This is a genomic window from Rhodococcus sp. 7Tela_A2, from assembly GCF_049311045.1.
Lineage (GTDB): Bacteria > Actinomycetota > Actinomycetes > Mycobacteriales > Mycobacteriaceae > Rhodococcus.
Genome location: NZ_JAXION010000012.1, coordinates 1 through 24,289, shown reverse-complemented (window position 1 = coordinate 24,289; position 24,289 = coordinate 1). Strand labels below are relative to the sequence as shown.

The window sequence follows — 24,289 nt, the reverse complement described above, 5'->3', positions numbered from 1 at the left end:
AGGTCCTCTCGCGTACCGTCGTGAGAGTGGTCGATGTGCATCCGAGGCAGATCGGCGTCGAAGAGGAATTTCAGCTCATCGACGTGAGGACGCGACGTCTCGTTCCGCGCGCACCCGCACTGCTCGCCCGTCTGTCCGACGCGAGTTACGTCGCGGAGATGCAGCGGTGTGTCGTGGAAGCCAACAGCGCCGTCCATACCCGTCTCGCCGCGTTACGAGCCGACCTGCAGGCCAAGCGCGCGTTCCTCGTCTCCACCGCGGCGACGATGGGGCTGGGCGTGGTCGCAGCGGGATCGGTTCCTCTGGCTGTGCGGGAGGAGATCCGGGTGACCGAGACTCCCCGGTTCCGCCGCATGCTCACGGATTACCAACTGCTCGCACATGAACAGTTGATCTGCGGAACCCAGGTTCACGTCGAGATCTTCGACCGCGACGAAGCGATCCGGGTGGCACACCGGGTGGCGGCTCACCTTCCCCTGTTCCTCGCGCTCAGCGCGAGCTCACCGTTCTGGCCGGACGGTTCGGACACCGGGTACTCGAGCGTCCGGCCGCTGATGTGGATCCGATGGCCCACCTCCGGGCCCGCTGCGCCGGTGTCGTCTGCCGCCGAGTACGACCGACTGGTCGCGGACCTGGTGTCGAGTGGGGTCATCACCGATCCCGGAATGGTCTATTTCGATGTGCGCCCCTCCTCGCATCTGCCCACCCTCGAACTGCGCGTGTGCGACAGTTGCCCGTCGGTGGACACCATCACGCTCGTCACCGGTCTCTACCGCGCCCTCGTCGACCGGGAAGTCGCGGCGGTGCGAGCGGGAGACGCGAACCCGGTCCCGTCGCCGACGCTCGTACGGGCGGCGATGTGGCGAGCAGCGCGAAGCGGCATGGAGGGCGACCTCATCGATCTCGACGTGTCACTCCCCCGCCCCGCCGTCGACATTCTCACGCGGTTCGTCGACACAGTGCGGCCGCAACTCGAAGAGAACGGCGACTGGGACCTGGTGTCGCAGCTCGCATCGGACGCCGCCACGCGCGGAAGTTCGGCCGCCCGGCAGCGAAGAGTGTTGCGCCGCAGAGGAAAACTGACCGATGTCATCGATCATCTGCTCGCGGAAACCGCCGGCTGCCCCTCGTCGGCCGGGGCCGCGACGCGCCCTCCCCGCACCTTGTTCCACGGGTACCGGTCTTCCGGTGGCGATACGCCGTACGACGAAGCGATCGACGCCGACGGTGCGCCGCGAGCCGTCTACCTGCGCACGGTCGAGGCCTTGTCGCGGTTCGGCGCTGCGGCGCTGCAGAAGGTGCAGGAGGACATCGGACATACGCAGCGCGCGGAGAAGTTCACCTTCCGTGCGCGCGGTGCCGGAGGCCCCCAGCCGTTCCCCATGGACGTGGTGCCCCGGATCGTCACCGCCGAAGTGTGGCAGCACCTTCAACGCGCGCTCGAGCAGCGCGCGAGAGCCTTGAACAGCTTCCTCGTCGACATCTACGGGCGCGGGGAGATCGTCGCGGCGGGCGTGCTGCCACCGGAGGTTCTCGATCTCGCACGCGGTTACCGCAGTACCGGAAAGGTGTCGCAGGGACGCGCGGTGCGCGCACACATTTCCGCCGTGGACCTCGCCTGCACAGGACCGGGCCGCTTCGTTGTGCTCGGGGACCACCTCCGCAGTCCGTCGGGTACGGGACATGCGCTGGCACACCGTGCGATGACGCGGCGTTTCCTGGGTGATCTGTGGCCGGCGACCGGCGTCGTCGACGTCGAGACGGTTCCCGCGCAGATCGCACGAACGCTGCGGGAAGCTGCGCCCCCGGCAGCGCGCGGCGACGTCACCGTTGCCGTCCTGAGCGCGGGAGCGCAGGACCCCAGCTGGTTCGAACACACGATGATCGCCGATCTCGCGGGAATCGAGCTCGTCCAGACCGCCGAACTGGTCGTGCGCGACGACGTCACCTACATCCAGCGCGGGCCGTCCTTCACGCGGGTGGATGTGCTGTACGCACGGATCGACGAGGACAGGTTGCTGTCGTCGGCCGGCTACGACGGGCGTCCGCTGGGACCGGGACTTCTCGCGGCGATGCGCGGCGGGACCCTCACGCTGGCCAACGCGCTCGGCAGCGGCGTGGCCGAGGACAAGGCCGTCTTCGGCTACGTGCCCGCGATGATCGAGTACTACCTGGGACAGCGTCCGCTGCTCGACCAGGTGTCCACATGGGCGTGTGCGGACCGTGCGCACCGCGACCATGTTCTCGCCCACCTCGGCGAACTGGTGGTCGAACCCGTCGACAGCAGCGACGACGCGGAGATCATGATCGGTCCGGAGGCCGGTGCCGCCGAACTCGACCTCCGCCGCCACGAGGTGATGTCGTTTCCGGAACGGTTCGTGGCCCACGAAATGGTGCCGTCGTCGACGCATCCGACGTTCGACGGCGAGACGGTGCATCCCCGTGCGGTCGATCTCCGTGCGTTCGTGCACCTCGTCGCGTCCGGGTCCTCGGTGTCCGCCGAAGTCGCACCGGCGCTGCTCACGCGCGTCGCGCCGATCGGGAGCGCGGTCGTCGACAGGTCGCGGGTCGGTGGAACCAAGGACACCTGGATTCTCGACGCCTGAGACCGCGCAACGACGCGCACCCGCGACACGTACAACCCCGGCCCTGCTTCACTCGATGAGCGAGGCCACTTCGTGATCGGTCAGGGTGGTCTGAGGAACCCGCCCCGCGTCCCGGGCGAGCACGATCGCCCGGTAGAGCGGCCGTTCGACGAGGCCGGCGTCGCGTGCCTCGGCGCGGAGCTGTTCCACCAGAACCGACGAGATCGCCGCTGCCGGTGCGAGTTCGCTCGCGGCGAGCGCATTGGCGAGGGTGCGCAGCGCGAGCACGTCGAGTTCGCGCGCTCCCTCGCCGGCGTAGAGCGCCAGAGGAATCGTCACCAGGCCGTGGTTGCCGTCGTTGACCCGCAGCACCACCTGGGACACGCGCGCGACCCGGACGAGCAGTTCCACCCCCGCGAGCTGCCGTAGATCCACACTCCGGGAACGGAGCACTCCCGAGACGGTGACGACCGTCCCGTCGATCCGCAGATGGCGGTGGGTTGCGGCGAACGCACCGATCGTCGGCGGGGCCACCACCAGCACGCCCACCACGATCGCGGCCCACAACGGGGCGATGAGGTACACGAGTACACCCGCGACGAGTCCGATCCCCAGCGCGGCCAGCGCGACCTTCCGAACACGTGGCCGCAGCAAGCGGGCAGGGATCAGGTCGAGAGACACCGCTGCGGGCGAACCGCCCCGGCCTCTCGCGGCCGAGCCGTCACGCCCGTCATCCGCCGGCAACGACCTGCCCCACGCGTGCGACGACATCGGCGAGCGGCACGGTCTGCTGTTCACCGTTGCGGAGATCCTTGACGACGATCTCCCCCGCTTCGAGTTCCCGCTCGCCGAGGACCAGCGCGACCACGGCGCCGGACTTGTCCGCCGCCTTCATCGCACCCTTGACGCCGCGTCCGCCGTACGCGAGGTCGACGCGGATCCCGGCCGCGCGCAAGCGATGTGCGACCGGGACGAGTGCAGCCTTGGCCGCATCGCCCATCGGCACCCCGTACACCTCGCAGCGCGCCGGGTTTCCGGCCGTCTTGCCCTCGGCTGCGAGGGCGAGGATCGTGCGGTCGACACCCAGCCCGAACCCGATGCCCGACAACGCTTGCCCGCCGAGTTGTTCCATCAGTCCGTCGTACCGTCCACCGCCACCGATGCCCGACTGGGCGCCGAGGCCGTCGTGCACGAATTCGAACGTCGTCTTCGTGTAGTAGTCCAGTCCGCGCACCATCCGCGGGTTGACCACGTACGGGACGCCGAGCGCGTCGAGATGACCGAGTACCTCGTCGAAATGCGCCTTCGCACTGTCGGAGAGGTGATCGAGCATCAGCGGAGCGTCCGCGGTCATCGCTTTCACGTCGGGACGCTTGTCGTCGAGCACCCGCAGCGGGTTGATCTCGGCGCGCCGTCGGGTGTCCTCGTCGAGAGGAAGGCCGAGGAGGAACTCCTGCAGCAGGTCCCGGTACCGGGGACGGCAGGTCTGGTCGCCGAGCGAGGTGATCTCGAGCCGGAATCCCTCGAGACCGAGGCTCCGGAATCCGGCGTCGGCGATCGCGATGACCTCGGCGTCGAGCGCCGGATCGTCCACACCGATCGCCTCGACGCCCACCTGCTGGAGCTGACGGTAGCGGCCTGCCTGCGGCCGTTCGTACCGGAAGAACGGACCCGCGTACGACAGCTTGACGGGCAGTTGCCCGCGGTCGAGGCCGTGCTCGATGACCGCACGCATCACGCCCGCAGTACCTTCCGGACGCAGCGTGACGGAGCGGTCACCGCGGTCGGCGAAGGTGTACATCTCCTTGGAGACGACGTCGGTCGACTCACCGACCCCCCGCGCGAACAGGCCGGTGTCCTCGAAGATCGGCAACTCGATGTGCCCGTAACCGGCGAGTCGCGCAGCTCGGGTCAAGCCGTCGCGCACGGCGACGAATTCCGCGGACTGCGAGGGAACGTAATCGGGCACACCCTTGGGCGCCGAGAACGTAGAGGCCTTGCTCACTGGTACTGCTTTCTCTCGTGGGCGGTTCGATGGTGCCGGCAGCGCGAAGCCGTCAGCGGGACTGCGGGAGCCCGACCAGGAACTGGTTCGACGTACGCTCCTGGCCGATAGTGCTGGACCCGCCGTGTCCGGGCAGGATCGCGGTGGAGTCGTCGAGGACGAGCAGCTTGCGCGCGATCGAGTCCAGGAGCTGTTCGTGATTGCCACCGGGCAGATCGGTACGGCCGATCGAGCCCTGGAACAGGGTGTCGCCGGTGAGGGCTACCTGCAGGCCGGCACCGTCCGGGGTGCTGGTGCGGGTGCGGAGCACCACCGAGCCCTGGGTGTGGCCGGGCGTGTGGTCCACCACGAACTCGATGCCTGCGTGCTCGATCTCGTCGCCGTCGGCGAACTCGACCACTTCCTGCGGCTCGACGAACTCGACGCCGTCGAGGAAGGGCGCGAGGCTCGACCCCATGCCCTGCAGCGGGTCGGTGAGCATCATCCGGTCGCCGGGATGGATGTAGACGGGGATCTCGTACCGGTCCGCGACAGCCTGAGCCGACCACATGTGATCGAGATGGCCGTGCGTGAGCAACACGGCGCGCGGCGCGAGATCGGAGCCGATGAGGAATTCGCCCAACGGCTCGGCGGCATCCTGTCCGGGATCGACGACGACGCACTCCTTCGCGTTGTCCTGCGCGAGGATGTAGCAGTTGGTCTGGAACATCCCGGCAGGGAATCCGGTCACGAGCACGGGCATCGCTCCTACGAGTGTGGGCATTCGCGGTCCCCTACAGAGTAGGCGCAGCGCCCCGTCCTTTCGCTCTCAGGTTGGGGTGGCAAACTCGACTCGGCCCGAGAGCGCGGGCACACCATCGATCGGTTCACGGGAGGACAACTGCAGTGCCGAGCAACGCACAGCGGCGCAACGCCGCGAAACGCAAACTCGAACGGCAGCTCGAGCACAGGGCCGAACGCGAGCGCAGGCGCCGACGCATGACCATCGCGCTGTCGGCGCTCGGCGTCGTCGTGGTCGTCGCTGCCGCCGCGGCCCTCTGGTCGATCACCGGGAGTGAGGACGACACGGCCACGGATGCGTCCGCGGCCGAGACGACGGCCGAGACCGACAGCGAGTATCCGGCACTGCCCGCGGGCCGCTCCGAACCGCTGCCGGAGACCGTGAACTGCGAGTACCCGGCCGACGGGAGCGAACCGGCGAAGCCGGTCGAGGCGCCGCGCACCGAAGGCATCATGACCACCGGTGAGAACAACACCGATATCAGCGTGAGCGTGGAGACCACCCAGGGCAACATCGGGCTGATCCTGCACAACAGCGACTCCCCGTGCACGGTCAACAACTTCCTGTCCCTCGCGAGCCAGGGATATTTCGACGACACGACCTGCCATCGCCTCACCACGTCGCCTTCCCTGCGGGTACTGCAGTGCGGCGACCCGACGGGCACCGGTACCGGCGGACCCGGCTACGGCTTCGCGAACGAATTCCCCACCGACCAGTACGCGGCCGACGACCCCGCGTCGCAGGAACCGGTGGTCTACCCGCGCGGAACGGTCGCGATGGCGAACACGGGCCAGCCGGGTAGCAACGGCAGCCAGTTCTTCCTGGTGTACGGGGATTCGGTGCTGCCCCCGCTGTACACGGTGTTCGGCACGATCGACGAAACCGGACTGACCACTCTCGACAAAATTGCCGAGGCGGGCGTCTCCGGTGGGGCCGCCGACGGTGCCCCCGCGGCAGCGACGACACTCACCTCGGTCAGGATGGACTGATGATTCGATTCCGTACCACCCTCGCCGTCGGCGCTGGGCTCGCATTGATCCTCACCGGATGTTCGGACGACGGGGGTGACGACACCGCCGCCTCCCCGTCCGGATCGGCGACGGCAAACGGTGCGGCGCAGTCACCCGAGTACACGGGCGCGCTGCCCGAGCGTCCCGCGGGCGGAGACCCGGTGTCGTGCACCTACACCCCGTCCGGCGACCCTGCTCGTGACGTGAGCGCTCCGGCCGCAACGGACGTACCCGCCGACGGCACCGTCGGCGTGTCCCTCACCACCAGCGTGGGGCCGATCGGGCTGGAACTCGACCGGGCGGAAGCACCGTGCACGGTCAACAGCTTCGTCTCGCTCGCCGAGCAGGGCTACTTCGACGACACGCCGTGCCACCGGCTGGTGACCTCTCCCGGTCTGCAGGTCCTGCAGTGCGGAGACCCGAGCGGCACCGGGACCGGAGGACCCGGATACGGGTTCGACACCGAGTACCCGGAGAACCTCTACCAGCAGGGTGACGCGCAGCTTCGGCAGCCCGTGATCTACCCGCGCGGCACCGTCGCGATGGCGAACACGGGACGGCCGGGCAGCAACGGCAGCCAGTTCTTCCTCGTGTACGCGGATTCGCAGCTTCCGCCGTCCTACACCGTGTTCGGCACCGTGGACGACGCCGGGCTCGCCGTGATCGAAGAAGTCGCGGCCGAAGGTGATGACGGCTCGATGGCCGCCGGCGGCGGCGCGCCGAACCGCGGGGTACAGATCGAATCGGTGACCGTCGAGGGCTGATTCCCACCCGTTCTCACGACCGCCGGTCGTCCGCCCGTATGCCGGGACGGGCGGCCGGCGTCGTCTCTGGGCACTCTCATGGCGCCTCGTACCGCGTGAGCGCCACTCCTCCACGGAATCTCCGCGCATCCAGGAGACGCAGCCCGGCCGTCGTGTACCCGGCGGGAAACAGCCCACGACCGCGGCCCTGCACCACCGGGTACACGAACAGCCGGTACTCGTCGACCAGGCCCGCCTCGATGAGGCTGTGGCACAACGTGATGCTTCCGGTGGTCACGATGTCCAGGCCGGGACCGGCCTTCAGTGTGCGGACCTGTTCGATCGGGTCTCCCCCGAGAATCGTGGCGTTCTGCCATCCGGGATCGCGAAGGGTCGACGACACCACGTACTTGTCCACATCGTCGAGGTATTCGGCCACCCCGGTCGGATCGTCGCGCTGCAGCGGCCAGTAGCTACGGAAGTCTTCGAACGTCCGCCTGCCGAGCAGCATCGTGTCGGATTGCCCGGACTGCGCACGGGTCTCCGCGAGGAGGTCCTCATCGGCGTCCTCGACCTCCGTGGGCGGGGAGAACCAGTCGTCCAGGATCTCGATGGATCCGTCGAGGGTGATGTTCTGGGTTATCGCGAGTGTGCGCATCGCGCCTCCTGGGGGCAGTCGGGTTCTGTACCCGTACCGACCCCGGCCGGGAAACGAACTCATCGAGGATCGCTCGTACGAGGGCATGTCATCCGGTGGGACGACATCGGGTCCCTATCCGTTCGTCACCGCGTAGGCTACGCTCCCCGAATTGTGACCTTCGACACTTCTGTGCGTACGCACCTGGTACGTCTCGTTCTCGCGGTATTCGTCGCCGCGGTACCGGTTCTCGCAACCGGTTGTAGCAGTGACGAAGGCAAGACGGCCCCGGTCCTCGCCGCCGGGGAATCGAGCACGCGTGGCGCGCCACCCCGTGACATGTCCATCTACCCCGCACTGCCCGCTGTACCGCGTCCCGCCGCGGCGACGGTCTCGTGCACCTACGTCGACCGGGGAGAAGGCACCGTTGCCCACCCGCCGTCGACCGCACCCACCTCCGGCGTCGTGAATCTGACCTTGGACACGTCGGCCGGGCCGGTTCCCCTCGTCCTCGACCGCTCCCTCGCGCCGTGCGCCGTCAACAATTTCGTGGGTCTCGCGGAGCGCGGTTTCTACACCGGAACGTCGTGCCACCGGCTGTCCAACGATCCGGGCAGTCACCTCTACCAATGCGGTGACCCGACCGGGACCGGCACGGGCGGCCCCGGATACACCTTCGCAGACGAGTATCCGGTGCCGGCCTACGACGGACAGCCGCACCGGCCCGCAGCCGTCGTGTACCCGCGTGGCACCGTGGCGATGGCCAACACGGGCGTGGCCCACACCAACGGAAGCCAGTTCTTCCTGCTTCTCGGCGACTCGCTGCTGCGTCCGAACTACCCCGTGTTCGGACGTGTCGCCGATGCGGGGCTGCCGGTGCTGGACGCGGCTGCGGCATCCGGCAACGACGGCACCAATCCACTCGGCGGCGGCACGCCGATCACGCCCGTGACCATCGAGGCGGTGCGATAACCCTGCCCGTCAGGACGCAGAGGTGACCCGGTACACGTCGTACACACCCTCGACGTTGCGGACCACGTTCAGCACGTGGCCGAGGTGCTTGGGATCGCCCATTTCGAACGTGAAGCGGCTCACCGCAACTCGATCACCGGTCGTGGTCACCGAGGCGGACAGGATATTGACCTTCTCGTCGGCGAGAGCCTTCGTCACATCCGACAACAGCCGGTGCCGGTCGAGTGCCTCGATCTGGATCGCCACGAGGAACACCGACGACGGCGAGGGCGCCCATTCGACGTCGATGATCCGCTCGGACTGCTCACGCAGCGAACCGGCATTGGTGCAGTCGGTGCGATGCACGCTCACCGCACCGGTGCGGGTCACGAACCCCATGATCTCGTCGCCCGGCACCGGCGTACAGCACTTCGCGAGCTTCGAGACGGTGCCCGGTGCACCCGGCACCAGCACGCCCGAGTCGCCGCTCTGCCGCGACCGGGTGGGGATGGTGGACGGCGTCGACCTCTCGGCCAGTTCCTCCTCCACCCCTCCGACACCGCCGAGCAGTGCGACGAGGCGCTGCACGACATGGTGTGCCGAGACGTGGTGCTCGCCCACCGCGGTGTAGAGGGCCGAGACGTCGGAGTACTTCAGTTCCCGGGCGACACCGAGCATCAGGTCGGCGTTCATCAGACGCTGCAACGGCAGACCGACGCGACGGACTTCCTTCCCGATCGCGTCCTTACCGGACTCGAGCGCCTCTTCGCGCCGTTCCTTCGCGAACCACTGGCGGATCTTCGCCTTCGCACGCGGCGAGACCACGAACGACTGCCAGTCGCGGCTCGGGCCGGCGTTCGGATCCTTCGAGGTGAACACCTCGACGACCTCACCGTTCTCGAGTTTGCGCTCCAGCGCGACGAGACGGCCGTTGACACGTGCCCCGATGCAGCGATGCCCCACCTCGGTATGCACGGCATACGCGAAGTCGACGGGCGTCGAACCGGACGGAAGGGTGATCACATCACCCTTCGGGGTGAAGACGAAGATTTCCTTGACGGCCAGGTCGTACCGCAACGACTCGAGGAACTCGCCCGGGTCCGCGGCTTCCCGCTGCCAGTCGAGCAACTGCCGCATCCAGGCCATGTCGTCGAGTTCGCCGACGTCGCCCGAGTGGCGTCCCTTGGTCTCCTTGTACCGCCAGTGCGCGGCGATGCCGAACTCCGCGGTGCGGTGCATCTCGTGCGTGCGGATCTGCACCTCGAGCGGCTTGCCCTCGGGGCCGATCACGGTGGTGTGCAGCGATTGGTACACCCCGTACCGCGGCTGGGCGATGTAGTCCTTGAATCGTCCGGCCATGGGCTGCCACAGCGAATGCACGACACCGACCGCGGCGTAGCAGTCGCGTATCTCGTCGCACAGGATCCGCACACCGACCAGGTCGTGGATGTCGTCGAAGTCGCGGCCCTTGACGATCATCTTCTGATAGATCGACCAGTAGTGCTTGGGGCGGCCTTCGACAACCGCATCGATACGCGATGCCGCGAGTGTCTGATTGATCTCCGCCCGGACCTTCGCCAGATAGGTGTCACGAGAGGGCGCACGCGTCGCGACGAGGCGAACGATCTCCTCGTACTTCTTCGGGTGCAGGATCGCGAACGACAGATCTTCGAGTTCCCACTTGACGGTCGCCATGCCGAGCCGGTGTGCGAGAGGTGCGATGACCTCGAGCGTCTCCCGCGCCTTGCGCGCCTGCTTCTCTGGCGGCAGGAACCGCATCGTGCGCATGTTGTGCAACCGGTCGGCGACCTTGATCACGAGTACCCGGGGGTCCCGGGCCATCGCGATGATCATCTTCCGGATGGTCTCGCCCTCGGCGGCGTTACCGAGCACCACTTTGTCGAGCTTGGTCACACCGTCGACGAGGTGTGCGACCTCCTCACCGAAATCGGCGGTGAGGTCTTCGAGCTTGTAGCCGGTGTCCTCCACGGTGTCGTGCAGCAGTGCCGCCACGAGAGTGGTGGTGTCCATGCCCAGTTCGGCGAGAATCGTCGAGACCGCGAGGGGATGGGTGATGTACGGGTCGCCGGATTTGCGCTTCTGATCGGCGTGGCGTTCTTCCGCTACGTCGTAGGCGTGCTGCAGCTGCGACAGGTCGGCCTTCGGATACAACTCGCGATGGATCGTGACGAGCGGTTCGAGAACGGGCTTCAAGGTGGTACCGCGCTGGCCCGTGATGCGGCGCGCCAAGCGGGCGCGCACACGGCGGGATGCGGACGTCGACGCCGGGGTCGGCGTCGGTCCGGAGCCTTGGGACCGATCAAGATTCTGGGTCATGCCACTCTCCCATCTCGGCCGCGCGCCCGGAGTCCGGACAGATCCTGTCCGGACGTACGGGGCACGGCCGGTCCACCGGTACCTGCCGCAACTGTAGTACTCAGATCCGGACGAGCGAGGTCAGTGGGTACCCCGCGAGCCGCGCACGTCCGCCCAGGGCCTCGATCTCCGTCACCACGGTGACGCCGACGATGTCGGCGCCGGCGCGCTCGAGGAGTTCGACGGTCGCGCCGAGAGTGCCGCCGGTGGCGAGCACGTCGTCGACGATCAGTACCCGCCGCCCGTGCAGAATCTTGGAATCACCCGGGATCTCGATGGCGGCAGTGCCGTATTCGAGGGTGTACTCGCACGTCTGCACCGGCGGGGGAAGCTTGCCGGCCTTGCGCACGGCCAGCACCCCGACGCCGAGATCGCGGGCGATGCCGCCGCCCAGCAGGAACCCGCGGGCGTCGATCCCGGCGACCAGTTCTGCACCGGGGGCGACCGACGACAGAGCGGTGATGATCGAGGAGAACGCCGGACCGTCGGCGAACACCGGCGTGAGATCGGCGAATCGGACACCCGGGTTCGGGAAGTCGTCGACCCACCGCGTGTGGGCGGTGACGGCTGCGGCGGCCTGGTCGATCAAATCGGAGGAATCGGTCCGAGAAACGTTCATCCTGTCAGTATCCACCGGTCCATGTTCCAGCCCGAACCCGCGGTGGTGGGATTCGGAACCCCGGCTGCCAGCCCGGACGCAAACCCGATCGAGCGGGGCTGCACGAACAGCGGCAGAGTCGGCATCTCGTCCCACAGGATCCGTTCTCCGTCGCCGACGAGACCCGAGATGCCCTGCTGGTCGCCCGCGACGAGCAGTCCGTCGAGAATCTCGTCCACCCGCCCGTTCGCGAATCCGCCGATGTTGCTGCCGGTACCCGAGTGCAGCGCGCCGCGCGCGATGTCCATGTCGGCAGTGCCACCGGAACCTGCCGCCGCGGCGGTACCGGCGAGCACGGCATCGACGTCGGTTCCCAGCTGGGACGGAACGAACGACTCCGATCCGGCGTCGACCACGTCGATCCCCGCGTCGCGGCACGACGCGGCGATCAGTTCGACGGTGCGGGCCCGCCTGTCGTCCGGCGCGAGGTAACCGACCCGGACCTCCATGCGTTCCTGACCGGACGCGGTGCGTTCGCCGCGCGCCGCCTCGAGGTCGGGTTGGAGGTATCGCTCGGCGGGACCAGCCGTCTGCGGGTACAACGGCGAATCGGTCGCCAGCAGACGCGAGGAGACCGGGCCCGTCGCGAAGCCCGAGCCCGCGCCCGAGGCACCGAGCTCGTCGAACAACTGCGTGCGGGGAACGCACAGCGCGAATGCCCGGCGCGCTGCGGGATTCTCGAAGACCCCGCGGGTGGCGAACACGATCTGTTCTAGATTGCGGGAGATCACCGTGGAGGATTCGACGGTGCCCACCACCCTGTGCGCCTCGCTCATGGATCCGGCGCCGACGTCGACGACCTGGATCTGTCCGCTTTCCGCCGCAGCCGTCATCTCCGTCCCTCTCGGCCAGACGACGATCCTGTCGGTGCCGGGTGCGTTACCCCACCACCGTTCGTTGGCGACCAGGACGAGTCCCTCCTCCACGGTGTAGGACTCGATGCGGTACGGGCCCGCGGACGGGAACAACGCGGGATCGAATTCGCCCGGCGTGAGCGACCATCCGGTGTTCCAGAACTCGGCGATCCGGCGGACGTCGTCGAGGTTGTTGCCGTTGATCGCCCCGACCAGGTCGGCGACACCCGCCTGCCGCGCGGCGATGTGGGCGGGCATCAGTTCGGTCGCACCGAAGAGCGTGTTCCAGTCCGCGTCGCCGCGACCGCCCTTGAACACGACGGTCGCGTCTTTCGATCCGGGTTGGCAGTCGACGCGGTCGATGTCGGCGTACCCGCCGCGCCGGGACGAGTCGAACACGTTGACCTGCCCGCCGGATTCGTCCGGCGTGGTGAACCGTCCGCTCGCCGCCGCCCAGGTGAGTACGAGATCGTCACACGACATCGGCACACCGTCCGAGTAGACCGAGTCGGGCGAGAGCCGGTACTGCACGGTGAGCGGATCCCCCGGCCCCCCCCGGGGGGGGGGGCGCCGATGTCCGTGTCGGAGACGGCATAGCCCGACGGGGCGATGTACCCGAAGCCCGGCAGTACCCGCGTGAACGCCTGCCGGGCTCCCGACGCAGCACCGTCGACCGTGTTGGCGTTGTAGCTGGTCACCGTGTTGTCGATGGCGTAGCCGATCGAGTGCACCCGTTCTTCTTCCGTGGCACACGAGACCGTTGCCGCCGCGACCACCGCAAGCGCGATGCCCAGAGCCGCGCGTCGTGGCCGGTCCCTCCGGCGGGAGGCGTGCGTTCGCTGAATCCACTCGGTCACCGGCATATCAGGACTTTCTCTTGGCGCGCTTTCCGGTCGGTCGGGCTCCCGGCCTGGGGGCTCGCTGAACGGGCGCGTAGCGGGCTGCCGGAGGACCTGCAGGCGTGGCCACCGAAGTCCCTGCGGTGCCGGGGACTTCGCCGCTTCCGGCGGCTGCGGCGCGTGCCGCTGCCTCCTCGCGCTTGGCCAGTACCTTGCGGGTGTGCTTGGCGATCGGTCCGCGCCATTCCTTCAGCGTAACGAGCAGCGGGGTGGCGAAGAACACCGACGAGAACGCGCCGACGATGATGCCCACGAGCTGGACGAGTGCCAGATCCTTGAGCGTGCCGACCCCGAGCAACCACACCGCCACGACCATCAGCGCGATCACGGGCAGCACCGAAATCACGGTCGTGTTGATCGACCGCATGAGGGTCTGGTTCACGGCGAGGTTCGCCTGCTCTGCGTAGGTCCGCCGATGCAGATGCAGGATGCCCCGGGTGTTCTCCTCCACCTTGTCGAACACCACCACCGTGTCGTACAGGGAGAAACCGAGGATGGTCAGCAGGCCGATGACGGTCGCGGGCGTCACCTCGAAACCGACGAGCGCGTACACACCCGCGGTGACGATCATGTCGAAGAACAGGGCGGCGATCGCCGCGACCGCCATGTCGCGTTCGTACCGGATCGCGATGTACACGCTGACGATCACCAGGAACACCACCAAGGCGATGAGTGCCTTGTCGGTGATCTGGCTGCCCCACGTCTCGCTCACGTCCGCGACGCTGATCGAGTTGATCGAGGGCTGCCCGTCGGCGCCGGCCGGCTGGAACTCCTCGAACAGTGCCGACTGCACGGCGGCGACCTGTCCTTGGTCGAGAGTGTCCGAACGGATCTGGATGGTGGCGCCCGAACCGGCGCCGACCGTCTGGACCGACTCCGGCTCGAAACCGAGCGTGTCGCTGAAAACGGTCTCGACGTTCTCGGTGGTCACATCGGCGACGACCGGCATCTGGATGCGGGTGCCGCCTTCGAAGTCGATGCCCCACGTGAAGCCGCGCACGAGCATGCTCAGCAACGCGAGCAGCACGATCACCGCGGTCACGATGTACCAGCGTTTGCGCTGCCCGACGATCTCGAAGGCGCCGGTACCGGTGTAGAGCCCGGCAAGTGTTCCGCGACGCGTGGTGGGTCGTTCCGCTGTTGTCGTGTCGGTCATGGTCACGCCTCCTTCGCCGCTACCGCAGCGAGCTGGCGCTCGTGCGCCACCTGCTGAATTGCGCCCAGACCGTTCACGCTCGGCTTGGACCAGAACTTCGACCGCGAGGCCAGGTGCACGAGCGGCCAGGTCACGAGGAAGACCACCACGACGTCCAGGATCGTGGTCAGACCCAGGGTGAAGGCGAACCCTCGCACCTGTCCGACCGCGAGAACGTACAGCACCGCTGCGGCGATGAAGCTGACCGCATTGCCGGACAGGATGGTACGACGGGCACGTGCCCAGCCTCGCGGCACTGCGGAGCGGAAGCTCCGGCCTTCGCGGATCTCGTCCTTGATGCGTTCGAAGAAGACCACGAACGAGTCTGCGGTCATGCCGATACCGATGATCAGGCCCGCGATTCCGGCGAGGTCGAGCGTGAATCCGATGTACCGGCCGAGGAGCACCATCACCGCGTAGACCGCCAGCCCGGACAGGATGAGGGACAACGCGGTGAGGATACCGAGCATCCGGTAGTAGACCAGGCAGAACAGGAACACCAGGACCAGTCCGACGGCACCCGCGATCAGACCCGCTTCGAGAGAAGCGAATCCGAGGGTGGCCGAGACGGTCTCGGCTTCCGATGCGACGAAGGACAGTGGCAACGAACCGTACTTGAGCGTGTTCGCGAGTTCGCTCGCCTGAGTGTTGGTGAAGTTGCCGGTGATCGAGGTGGCACTGCCCGCGGGCGTCGCACCCTGGATGACCGGAGCGCTGACCACCTGCGAGTCGAGGGTGAAGGCGGCCTGCTTACCGATGTTGGCGGCGGTGAACTGCGCCCACGTGTTGCTGCCCTCGGTGTCGAAGGTCAAGCTGACCTCGTAGCGGGACTGCTGAGAGTTGAATCCCGAGGACGCGTCGGCGATCTGCTGTCCGTCGATGATGCTCGGGCCGAGCAGGTAGACGGAGGTGTCGTCCGTCGAGCAGGCCACGAGCGGAAGTGCCGGATCGTCGTTGCCCGCGAGCGGGTCGGCAGCCGAACAGTCGAGCGAGAGAGCCGCCTCCTGCTGAACGGCAGGGTCGGAACTCTGACGGAGGGCCCGGGCCGCAGCGATCTGGTCGGCGGCCTCTGCCTGCGGGCTTCCGGGAACCGCGTCGGCGGCCGGGGCTTCGGCGGGAGCGTCCGTCGCGGGAGCGTCTGTCGCAGGCGCAGGTGTGTCCGCGGGCTCGCCCGGTTCGACCGGCGCGTCCGTCGGGTTCTGTGCCGGGAACGGACGGCCCTGCGGCTCCGCGCCGTCCGTGGCGGGTGCCTGACCCTCTTCTTCGGCCGGCGGAGCTTCTGCCGGAGCGTCCGTCTCCGATTCCGGGGCCGGGGCGCCGTCGGCGGGGCCGTCCTCCTCGACAGGCTGCTCGGCCGCCGAGTTGGAGCTTGCGATCGGTCCTCCGAGCACGGGACGGATATAGAGCCGCGCCGTCTGTCCGAGCGTCTTCGCCTGCGAGCTGTCGTCGCCGGGCACCGTGATCACCAGGTTGTCGCCGTCGACGACCACCTCCGAGCCCGATACACCGAGCCCGTTGACGCGGGTTTCGATGATCTGCTGAGCCTGCTTCAAGCTGTCGGCGCTCGGGCTGCTGCCGTCCGGGGTGCGCGCGGTGAGCGTCACCCGGGTGCCGCCCTGCAGATCGATGCCGAGCTTGGGAGCCGGCGACTTGTCCCCGGTGAAGAAGACCAATGCATACAGCGCTACCAGGATCACCCCGAACAGGGCGAGCGAACGCGCGGGATGCACCGATCCATTGGAAGGTGCCACGGTGTGTGTGTCTCCTCGATACGAGTGAGTGGAATCGGAGATGAGCAGCCCTCAGAGGCGCATTACGCGCGTGGGGCGGCCACGCAGCCGCATCGGCGCCGACACAATGTCTCGGTGCGCCGCAGCGTCGGCGTCAGTGCTCGGTGGGACGCCCTTCGGACGGGTCGTCCTTGCCCAGCGACACGATGCCGCCGTCGTCTGCGGAGTCGTGCGCGGGCTCGACGCGCTCACGAACGACCAGGCGCGACCATGTGGTCACGACGCCCGGTGCGATCTCGAGTTCGACCGTGTCCTCCGCGAGCGAGACCACCGTGGCGTGCAGGCCTGCCGTCGTCATGACGCGGTCGCCGATGCGCAGCGAGTCCTGCAGCTCCGCTACCTTGGCCATTTCCTTCTTCTGACGCCGTACGCCCAGGAAGGTCGGGACGAGCAAGGCGAGAATCAGGAGCGGGAATAGCAGTTCCATCGTTGAAGTCAGTCCTCGGTTGTAGCCAGTGTCGTGGCGGCAGCAGGGCCGGCTCGACGTCGGAATCGGCCTCCACGGACCGATGCAATAAACCAGTGTGCCATTACCTCGCCGCAGACCCTACGACCACGCGCACGGGGTGCTAGACCCCGGGTGGTCCCGGGCCCTCACCGGATCGATCGAGCTGCGGTTCCCGTGCGCGCACCTCGATGCCACCGGTGGCTGCCTCCGGGGGCGGAGTCAGTCCGAGCTGCAGCCAGGCCGCCTGCGTCGCGACGCGACCACGTGGCGTGCGGGCGATCATTCCGGCACGCACGAGGAACGGCTCGCAGACCTCCTCGACGGTTCCCGGCTCCTCGCCGACCGCCACCGCCAATGTCGACACGCCGACCGGCCCACCACCGAAGCTGCGCACCAGAGCGCCGAGCACCGCGCGGTCGAGGCGATCGAGGCCGATCGGATCGACGTCGTACACCTCGAGCGCCGCGCGGGCGATGTCGCGTGTCACGACACCGTCTGCCCGGACTTCGGCGTAGTCGCGCACCCGGCGCAGCAACCGGTTGGCGATGCGAGGTGTGCCGCGCGAGCGTCCGGCGATCTCGGCGCTCGCGTCGTCGTGCAGGTCGATACCCAGAATCGTCGCCGAACGCCGCAGGATGAGCTGCAACTCCGCGGGTTCGTAGAAATCCATGTGGGCGGTGAACCCGAACCGGTCGCGCAACGGACCGGTGAGAGCACCGGAGCGGGTGGTGGCACCGACGAGCGTGAACGGCGCGACCTCCAGGGGTATGGAAGTAGCTCCCGGCCCCTTCCCCACCACCACGTCGACCCGGAAATCCTCCATGGCGAGGTAGAGCATCTCCTCGGCCGGGCGCGCGATCCGGTGGATCTCGTCGATGAACAGGACGTCGCCCTCGACGAGGTTCGACAGCATCGCCGCGAGGTCGCCCGCACGCTCGAGCGCCGGACCGGACGTCAGGCGCAGCGACGCTCCCAACTCGGCGGCGATGATCATCGCCATGGACGTCTTGCCCAGCCCGGGAGGGCCGGAGAGAAGGATGTGGTCGGGTGTGCCGCCGCGCATGGTCGCACCGCGCAACACCAGCTGGAGTTGCTCGCGCACTCTGGGCTGCCCGATGAAGTCGTCGAGACTCTTCGGACGCAAGCTCGTTTCGATGTCACCGTCGGTCGCGGTGAACGCGGCCGTCACCGGAGAGTCGTGCGGATCGTCGTACGAACCGCCCTCGTCGGGCAGATCGTCGCCGGTCACCGGGACTTACCCAGCAACGACAGCGCCGCCCGCAGCGCGGCGGACGTGTCGGCGTCCGGGCCATCGGCCAGCACCGTGTCGGTGGACTGCTCCGCCTGTTTGAGCGGGAAACCCAGACCGACGAGCGCCTCGACGACCTGCTCGCGCACCGGCGATGCGGGCACGGCCGACAGTGGAGCCGCGCCATTGCCGCCGAACGCGGCGACCTTGTCGCGCAGTTCCACGATCATCCGTTCGGCGCCACGCTTGCCGATTCCCGGAACCCGGGTGAGGGCGGCGGTGTTGCCGTCCGACAGCGCCGCCCGCAACGCGTCCGGTTCGAGGACGGCGAGCGTCGCCATCGCGAGCCGGGGTCCGACGCCGGAGACGGTCAACAGGAGCCCGAACAGATCGCGGGCATCGGGATCGGCGAACCCGAACAGGGTCATCGAGTCCTCGCGCACGATCATCGCCGTCATGAGCCGCGCGTGCTCGCCGCGTCGCATGGTCGCCAGGGTTGCCGGGGTCGCGTTGACGCGGTAGCCCAGCCCCGCCGATTCGATGACGACGTGGTCGAGTGCGATCTCGAGGACCTCGCCGCGGACGGAGGAGATCACCGTGTTCCTGCCTTCCGGGCTGCGGCCTGCTCCCGCAACCGTGCCTCGTAACGTCGTTTCTGTTCTGCCGCAGCGGCTTCCGCCGCGGCCATGCGGGCCATCATCGGCGCCCGCCAGCAATGGCAGATCGCCAGGGCGAGAGCATCCGCGGCGTCGGCGGGTTTCGGTGCCTGCGCCAGCCCGAGGATGCGGGTGACCATCGCGGTCACCTGCTTCTTGTCTGCTCCACCGTTGCCGGTCACCGCCGACTTCACCTGGCTGGGAGTGTGGAACATGACGGGTATGCCGCGTCGCGCGGCGGACAGTGCGACCACTCCCCCGGCCTGCGCCGTTCCCATCGCGGTACGGACGTTGTTCTGCGAGAAAACTCGTTCGACCGCGACGACCTCGGGCCGGTACCGGTCGAGCCAGGTCTCTGCCGCATCGGAGATCTGCAGCAGTCGTGTCGCAAGGTCGAGATCGGTGGGCGTCCGGACGACGTCGACGGCCACGGCGGTGACCTCCCGCCCCCGGCCGGCGTCCACGATCCCGAAGCCGCATCGCGTCAGCCCCGGGTCGACACCCATCACACGCACCCGTCATACCCCTTACGCACTACGAACAATTGTTCGATAGCCTATCGGAACGGGTCCGCCGCCCGCCGGTCCGACACGCGATCGGCCGGCGGCCGCCGGGGGGTCAGTCTTCGAGTTCGGCGAGGACCTCGTCGGAGACATCGACGTTGGTGTACACGTTCTGCACGTCGTCGCAGTCTTCCAGCGCGTCGACGAGCTTGAAGACCTTGCGCGCGCCTTCCGCATCGACGGGGACCTCGACGGACGCCCGGAAATCGGGATCGGCCGAGTCGTAGTCGATACCCGCGTCCACCAGCGCGGTGCGTACCGCGATGAGATCGCCGGCTTCGGAGACCACCTCGAACTGGTCGCCCAGGTCGTTGATCTCCTCGGCGCCTGCTTCGAGCACGACCTCGAGGATCTCGTCCTCCGAGCGCTCGCCCTTGTCGAGCACGACGACGCCCTTGCGGGTGAACAGGTAGGCCACCGAACCGGGATCGGCCATGTTCCCGCCGTTGCGGGTCATGGCGGTACGGACCTCACCCGCGGCGCGGTTGCGGTTGTCGGTCAGACACTCGATGAGCACCGCGACACCGTTGGGGCCGTAGCCCTCGTACATGATGGTCTGCCAGTCGGCGCCACCGGCTTCTTCGCCGCCGCCGCGCTTACGGGCCCGCTCGATGTTGTCGTTCGGGACCGAACTCTTCTTCGCCTTCTGGATGGCGTCGAACAGCGTCGGGTTTCCGGCGGGGTCACCACCACCCGTCCGGGCTGCCACCTCGATGTTCTTGATGAGTTTCGCGAACATCTTCCCGCGCTTGGCGTCGATGACCGCCTTCTTGTGCTTGGTGGTGGCCCATTTGGAGTGGCCGCTCATTCGCTTGGAGCCCCTTCCGGCGAGGTACGTCGGATCACTACCGACTGTTCGGAGAGCCGATTCTACCTGCCGGATCACGCATGTACGCGCACCGCATCGACGAAGAGCCGGTGCACTCGCAGATCACCGCCCACCTCCGGGTGGAACGAGGTCGCGAACACCGCGCCCTGCCGCACCGCCACGACGCGGCCCGCAGCAGGTCCGGTGGGCACGGTGGCGAGGACTTCGACGTCCGGTCCTGTCCTCTCGACCCACGGGGCCCGGATGAACACCGCCCGGACCGGACCACCCTCGACGCCCCTCACATCGAGGTCCTCCTCGAACGAATCGACCTGCCGCCCGAACGCATTGCGTCGCACTGTGATGTCGAGCGCGTCGAGGTGCTCGGCGTCCGGTCGCGTGTCGAGAACCTCGGAGGCGAGCAGGATCATCCCGGCACACGAACCGTAGGCGGGCATCCCCGCCCCGAGCCGGGACCGCAACGGGTCGAGCAGATCGAACACGCGCAGCAACCGGCTCATCGTGGTGGACTCCCCACCCGGGATCACTATCCCGTCGACAGCGTCGAGTTCACTTTCACGACGAAGCGCGATCGTGCGGGCACCGGCGGCCTCGAGTGCTGCGCGATGCTCCCGGACGTCGCCTTGCAGTGCGAGCACCCCGATGGTCGGCGTCGTGGTCATGTATTCGTACCTTCTCCCGGGGGAAGCCGCCTACGGCCGCGGCGTGCGGCTGAGGCCCTCCTGCACGACGGCAGCGACGAATTGTCCACGGCTGTCGAAGATTCTGCCCTGGGTCAGTGCGCGCCCGAATCCCGCGGCCGGAGAGGTCTGATCGTAGAGCAGCCAGTCGTCGGCGCGGAACGGGCGCATGAACCACATGGCGTGGTCGAGCGAGGCGCCCTGGATGTCCTCGTCGCGGTGGATGACCATCGACGAGCCCAGCAGCGTCATATCGCTCATGTAGGCGAGCGTGCACACGTGGAGAACCGGGTCGTCCGGCAGCGGCAGGCGCGACCGGAACCACAACTGCTGCTGGGAGGCCGAGCCGTCGCGTCGCACGATGCGATCCTGCGGTACGAACCGGAACTCCCATTCCGACCACTCCCGGTTCACCCACCGGTATTCGGGGTCGGGTGAGTCCATGGCGTCGGTCAGCTCGTCGGGCATCGGCACCGCGGGCATCACGTCCTGATGCTCGATGCCGTGGTCCTCGATGTGGAACGACGCCGACATCGTGAAGATCGCCTTGCCGTCCTGTACGGCCGTGACCCGCCGGGTGGCGAACGAGCGTCCGTCCCGCATCCGTTCGACCTGGTACACGATGCTTTTGTCCGGATTCCCCGGACGCAGGAAGTAGCCGTGCAGCGAGTGCACACCGAAGTCCGGATCGACGGTGCGCACCGCGGACACGAGGGACTGCCCGGCCACCTGACCGCCGAATGTCCGCTGCAGCAACGTCTCGGTCGCGATACCTCGGAAGATGTCGTTCTCGATCCGTTCCAGCGCCAGGATGTCTTCGATCTTCGCCATAGGGGCCCCTTCTCTGCTCCGTACCCGTTGAAGGCTAGCGGCAGGCCGGAACGGACACGCAGTTGCTCCTTCGCAGGTCGACGAGCGCGCAGTCTCCGCAAGGGCCCGATTTGTGGCACTCTCTCACGCAAGGGAGGGTGGACATGGGGAACCACGTGCGGACACCGAGCAGGAACCACGTCACCGTGACCGGACGCCGAGGCGCCCCGGTGATCGTGCTGGCACACGGTTTCGGCTGTGATCAGAGTCTGTGGCGTCTCGTGGTTCCCACCCTGGAACAGGACTTCACCGTGGTGCGGTTCGACCATGTCGGAGCCGGCCGCTCGGACCTGTCCGCATGGAGCGCGTCGCGGTACTCGACTCTCGACAGCTACGCCGAGGACGCGCTCGAGGTGTGCCGTGATCTCGGACTGGGACCCGTTGTCTTCGTGGGTCATTCGGTGAGCGCGATGATGGGGGTTCTCGCCGCGGCACAGGACCCCGACGCGTTCAGCGGCCTGGTTCTCCTCGTGCCGTCGCCGTGCTTCATCGACGACCCGGCCACCGGATACCGGGGCGGGTTCAGCGCCGAGGACATCGACGAGCTTCTCGAGGCACTGGAAGCGAACTATCTGGGCTGGTCGGGTGCGATGGCGCCGGTCATCATGGGGAACCCGGAGCGTCCGGTACTCGGCGACGAACTGACCGATCTGTTCTGCCGCACCGACCCCGACATCGCCCGTGTCTTCGCGCGCGTGACCTTCCTGTCGGACAACCGCGACGATCTTGCGGCGGTTTCGGTGCCCACGCTCGTCGCGCAATGCTCGCGCGACGCCATCGCACCGCCGGAAGTGGGCGCTTTCGTCCATGCGGCCATCCCCGGCAGCGAACTCGTGACGCTGGATGCGACAGGCCACTGCCCACAGCTCAGTGCCCCGGACGAGACGGCCGCCGCCATCGCCGAGTTCGTGTCACGGATCGGATGACGACCCCGCCCCATCCCGAGGATCGGCCCGCGCGACGCGACCTGCCGGGCGCGCACCCGGACGACGAACCGGGGAGCGCAGCCCTCGGGCAAAGCCTCCAGGAAAGCGCGGAAAGCCTGTACGAGAATGCTCCCTGCGGCTACATGACGACCCTCCCCGACGGTCGCATCGTGAAGATCAACACGACGCTCCTGGCGTGGCTCGGCTATCCGCGCGAGGACCTCGTGGGCCGGCGATACTTCTCCGATCTGCTGTCCGTGGGTGGACGCATCTACCACGAGACCCATTTCGCGCCACTTCTCCTGCTTCACGGCGAAATCGGCGGAATCGCATTGGAATTGACGGCGGCGAACGGGTCGCGGCTTCCGGTTCTGGTGACCTCGAACCTCGAGAGGGACGCAGCGGGACGGCCCGTCCTCGTCCGGACCACGCTGTTCGACGCGAGGGAACGACGCGCCTACGAGATCGAACTGCTCCGTGCGCGGCGCGAGGCCGAGAAGGAACGCGAACGACTTCAGCGCATCACCGCGGTCCTGCAGACCACCCTCCTGCCGCCGGCCCTGCCCCAGGTACCCGGACTCGACGTCGCCGCTCACTATCACATCGCGTCCCCGGACGAGGTCGGCGGAGATTTCTACGATCTGTTCCCGCTCGGCACCGATTCGTGGGGTCTGTATCTCGGTGACGTGTGCGGTAAGGGTGCCCGCGCGGCGGTGGCGACGTCGATGGTCCGGTACACGCTGCGCGCCGCGGCGGTGCACGAGTCCGACCCGGTCGCGGTACTCGGCGTACTCAACACCGCGTTCCTCGAGGAACGGGCGCGTGAATCCCGCGACGGTGAGCCCCGGGCGCCGTTCTGCACGATCGTGTTCGGCACCATCACCCCCGGCACCCGCGCGGGGAGCTTCGTGATCTCCCTTGCCACCGGCGGCCACCCACCGGCCGTACTGATGCGAGCGGACGGCACGGCCGACTATCTGCCCATGGTGGGAGGGCACCCGGTCGGACTGCTCGCCGATCCGCGTTTCGTCACCGCGCAGGTCCGGCTCGATCCCGGCGACACGCTGCTCCTGTACACCGACGGGGTGACCGAGGCGCGTATCGCGGACACCGTTCAGGACCGGTACGGCGAGGAGTCGCTGCTCGAGTTCGCCAGGGCAACGACGCCCGCGACCGCCACGGACACCGTCGCCGCGGTGCGGCAACTGCTCGGGGCTCTCGGGTCCGGCGTCCAAGACGACGTCGCGGTCACGGCGATCCACGCACCTCGACGGCTGCCGTCGACCGGCTGACAATGTGGGCCGGTTCGACCGGTTCCGCTGCCAACACGCTCGCCGAGCGAGCAGAATGCACCCATGGCCGACACGGGGCACCATCGCCGGGAAGACCCTCAGCGCACGCCGCTCTACGGCGTGCTGATGATCATCGCGGCACTTGCGGCCGCGATCGCGGTGAGTTTCTACGGGCCGGTGTGGCTCCGGATCGTCGTCTACATTCTCGCTGTCGTCGTCATCGCCATAGGGTTCGTGTTCACCCTGCGCGATTACTCCGGATAATCCCGACCGCACAGAGCAGCGCCCCCCG

The 24,289-nt window shown here is 67.9% G+C and carries 22 protein-coding genes and 1 pseudogene; 7 read left to right on the top strand and 16 right to left on the bottom strand.

All coding sequences use genetic code 11. From position 1 onward, the window contains the following. Positions 1-26: 26 nt before the first annotated feature. A complete protein-coding gene (locus tag TVH25_RS04075) occupies positions 27-2,606 on the top strand; it encodes a glutamate--cysteine ligase (protein ID WP_422423412.1) in 2,580 nt (859 codons plus the stop codon). Between the two features lie 48 nt (positions 2,607-2,654). Here TVH25_RS04075 and TVH25_RS04070 read toward each other — a convergent pair whose 3' ends face one another. Genes TVH25_RS04070 through TVH25_RS04060 form a run of 3 tightly spaced genes read right to left on the bottom strand, consistent with a single transcriptional unit; the run spans position 2,655 to position 5,326 of the window. Further along, positions 2,655-3,329 carry a hypothetical protein gene (locus tag TVH25_RS04070; protein ID WP_378527830.1) on the bottom strand — a complete coding sequence of 225 codons (675 nt, stop codon included), beginning with the start codon at positions 3,327-3,329 and terminating at the stop codon, positions 2,655-2,657. Continuing rightward, positions 3,316-4,590 carry a histidine--tRNA ligase gene (hisS, locus tag TVH25_RS04065; RefSeq protein WP_296549494.1) on the bottom strand — a complete coding sequence of 425 codons (1,275 nt, stop codon included), beginning with the start codon at positions 4,588-4,590 and terminating at the stop codon, positions 3,316-3,318. Before hisS ends, TVH25_RS04070 begins: the two co-directional genes overlap by 14 nt. A 52-nt stretch (positions 4,591-4,642) precedes the next feature. Next, positions 4,643-5,326, bottom strand: coding sequence for an MBL fold metallo-hydrolase (locus TVH25_RS04060; protein WP_296549510.1), 684 nt, complete (start codon positions 5,324-5,326; stop codon positions 4,643-4,645). 149 nt (positions 5,327-5,475) lie between these two features. Between TVH25_RS04060 and TVH25_RS04055 the strand changes: the two genes are divergently transcribed. Then, complete coding sequence (locus TVH25_RS04055) at positions 5,476-6,360, top strand: peptidylprolyl isomerase (protein ID WP_169621754.1); 885 nt, start codon at positions 5,476-5,478, stop codon at positions 6,358-6,360. After that, positions 6,360-7,145, top strand: coding sequence for a peptidylprolyl isomerase (locus TVH25_RS04050; protein WP_169621753.1), 786 nt, complete (start codon positions 6,360-6,362; stop codon positions 7,143-7,145). The genes TVH25_RS04055 and TVH25_RS04050 overlap by 1 nt, the downstream gene beginning before the upstream one ends. A 76-nt stretch (positions 7,146-7,221) precedes the next feature. On the opposite strand, the gene TVH25_RS04045 is transcribed toward TVH25_RS04050, so the two are convergent. Next, a complete protein-coding gene (locus tag TVH25_RS04045; protein ID WP_422423411.1) occupies positions 7,222-7,782 on the bottom strand; it encodes a dihydrofolate reductase family protein in 561 nt (186 codons plus the stop codon). A gap of 153 nt (positions 7,783-7,935) precedes the next feature. On the opposite strand from TVH25_RS04045, the gene TVH25_RS04040 reads away from it, so the two are divergent. Further along, a complete protein-coding gene (locus tag TVH25_RS04040) occupies positions 7,936-8,733 on the top strand; it encodes a peptidylprolyl isomerase (protein WP_296549496.1) in 798 nt (265 codons plus the stop codon). Between the two features lie 9 nt (positions 8,734-8,742). Here the strand turns inward: TVH25_RS04040 and TVH25_RS04035 are convergent, their stop codons facing one another. From TVH25_RS04035 to TVH25_RS03980, 12 genes and pseudogenes are all read right to left on the bottom strand, one after another. Next, positions 8,743-11,049 carry a RelA/SpoT family protein gene (locus TVH25_RS04035; RefSeq protein ID WP_169621751.1) on the bottom strand — a complete coding sequence of 769 codons (2,307 nt, stop codon included), beginning with the start codon at positions 11,047-11,049 and terminating at the stop codon, positions 8,743-8,745. A gap of 100 nt (positions 11,050-11,149) precedes the next feature. After that, positions 11,150-11,677: an adenine phosphoribosyltransferase gene (locus TVH25_RS04030; RefSeq protein WP_206038678.1), complete on the bottom strand. Its 528-nt coding sequence runs from the start codon at positions 11,675-11,677 to the stop codon at positions 11,150-11,152. 26 nt (positions 11,678-11,703) lie between these two features. Then, positions 11,704-13,463 (bottom strand): annotated as a pseudogene (locus TVH25_RS04025) (ABC transporter substrate-binding protein). Between the two features lies 1 nt (position 13,464). Beyond that, a complete protein-coding gene (secF, locus tag TVH25_RS04020) occupies positions 13,465-14,655 on the bottom strand; it encodes a protein translocase subunit SecF (RefSeq protein ID WP_378527832.1) in 1,191 nt (396 codons plus the stop codon). A 2-nt stretch (positions 14,656-14,657) separates the two neighbouring features. Continuing rightward, positions 14,658-16,445 (bottom strand): protein translocase subunit SecD, encoded by a 1,788-nt coding sequence (secD, locus tag TVH25_RS04015; protein ID WP_169621747.1) that lies wholly within the window; start codon positions 16,443-16,445, stop codon positions 14,658-14,660. Positions 16,446-16,578: 133 nt separating this feature from the next. Continuing rightward, entirely contained in the window at positions 16,579-16,911 is a 333-nt protein-coding gene (yajC, locus tag TVH25_RS04010) for a preprotein translocase subunit YajC (protein WP_169621746.1), read from the bottom strand. Between the two features lie 142 nt (positions 16,912-17,053). Further along, a complete protein-coding gene (ruvB, locus tag TVH25_RS04005; RefSeq protein WP_169621966.1) occupies positions 17,054-18,166 on the bottom strand; it encodes a Holliday junction branch migration DNA helicase RuvB in 1,113 nt (370 codons plus the stop codon). Positions 18,167-18,177: 11 nt separating this feature from the next. Next, the gene (gene ruvA / locus TVH25_RS04000) at positions 18,178-18,777 is read right to left on the bottom strand and encodes a Holliday junction branch migration protein RuvA (protein WP_169652191.1); all 600 of its coding nucleotides are present in this window, start codon (positions 18,775-18,777) and stop codon (positions 18,178-18,180) included. Further along, complete coding sequence (ruvC, locus tag TVH25_RS03995; protein WP_169621744.1) at positions 18,774-19,352, bottom strand: crossover junction endodeoxyribonuclease RuvC; 579 nt, start codon at positions 19,350-19,352, stop codon at positions 18,774-18,776. The genes ruvA and ruvC overlap by 4 nt, the downstream gene beginning before the upstream one ends. A 103-nt stretch (positions 19,353-19,455) precedes the next feature. Beyond that, on the bottom strand, positions 19,456-20,208 hold the full coding sequence (locus TVH25_RS03990) for a YebC/PmpR family DNA-binding transcriptional regulator (protein WP_169621743.1): 753 nt from the start codon (positions 20,206-20,208) through the stop codon (positions 19,456-19,458). Between the two features lie 74 nt (positions 20,209-20,282). Continuing rightward, complete coding sequence (gene pdxT, locus TVH25_RS03985; protein ID WP_422423410.1) at positions 20,283-20,891, bottom strand: pyridoxal 5'-phosphate synthase glutaminase subunit PdxT; 609 nt, start codon at positions 20,889-20,891, stop codon at positions 20,283-20,285. A gap of 30 nt (positions 20,892-20,921) precedes the next feature. Continuing rightward, positions 20,922-21,740 (bottom strand): acyl-CoA thioesterase, encoded by an 819-nt coding sequence (locus TVH25_RS03980; protein ID WP_169621741.1) that lies wholly within the window; start codon positions 21,738-21,740, stop codon positions 20,922-20,924. A 143-nt stretch (positions 21,741-21,883) separates the two neighbouring features. Between TVH25_RS03980 and TVH25_RS03975 the strand changes: the two genes are divergently transcribed. The 3 genes from TVH25_RS03975 to TVH25_RS03965 all read left to right on the top strand — a co-directional run bounded on the left by TVH25_RS03975 (position 21,884) and on the right by TVH25_RS03965 (position 24,261). Next, entirely contained in the window at positions 21,884-22,705 is an 822-nt protein-coding gene (locus TVH25_RS03975) for an alpha/beta fold hydrolase (RefSeq protein ID WP_422423409.1), read from the top strand. Beyond that, on the top strand, positions 22,702-23,997 hold the full coding sequence (locus tag TVH25_RS03970; protein WP_422423408.1) for a SpoIIE family protein phosphatase: 1,296 nt from the start codon (positions 22,702-22,704) through the stop codon (positions 23,995-23,997). Before TVH25_RS03975 ends, TVH25_RS03970 begins: the two co-directional genes overlap by 4 nt. A 63-nt stretch (positions 23,998-24,060) precedes the next feature. Continuing rightward, positions 24,061-24,261 (top strand): hypothetical protein, encoded by a 201-nt coding sequence (locus tag TVH25_RS03965; RefSeq protein WP_296549502.1) that lies wholly within the window; start codon positions 24,061-24,063, stop codon positions 24,259-24,261. Positions 24,262-24,289 lie beyond the last annotated feature (28 nt).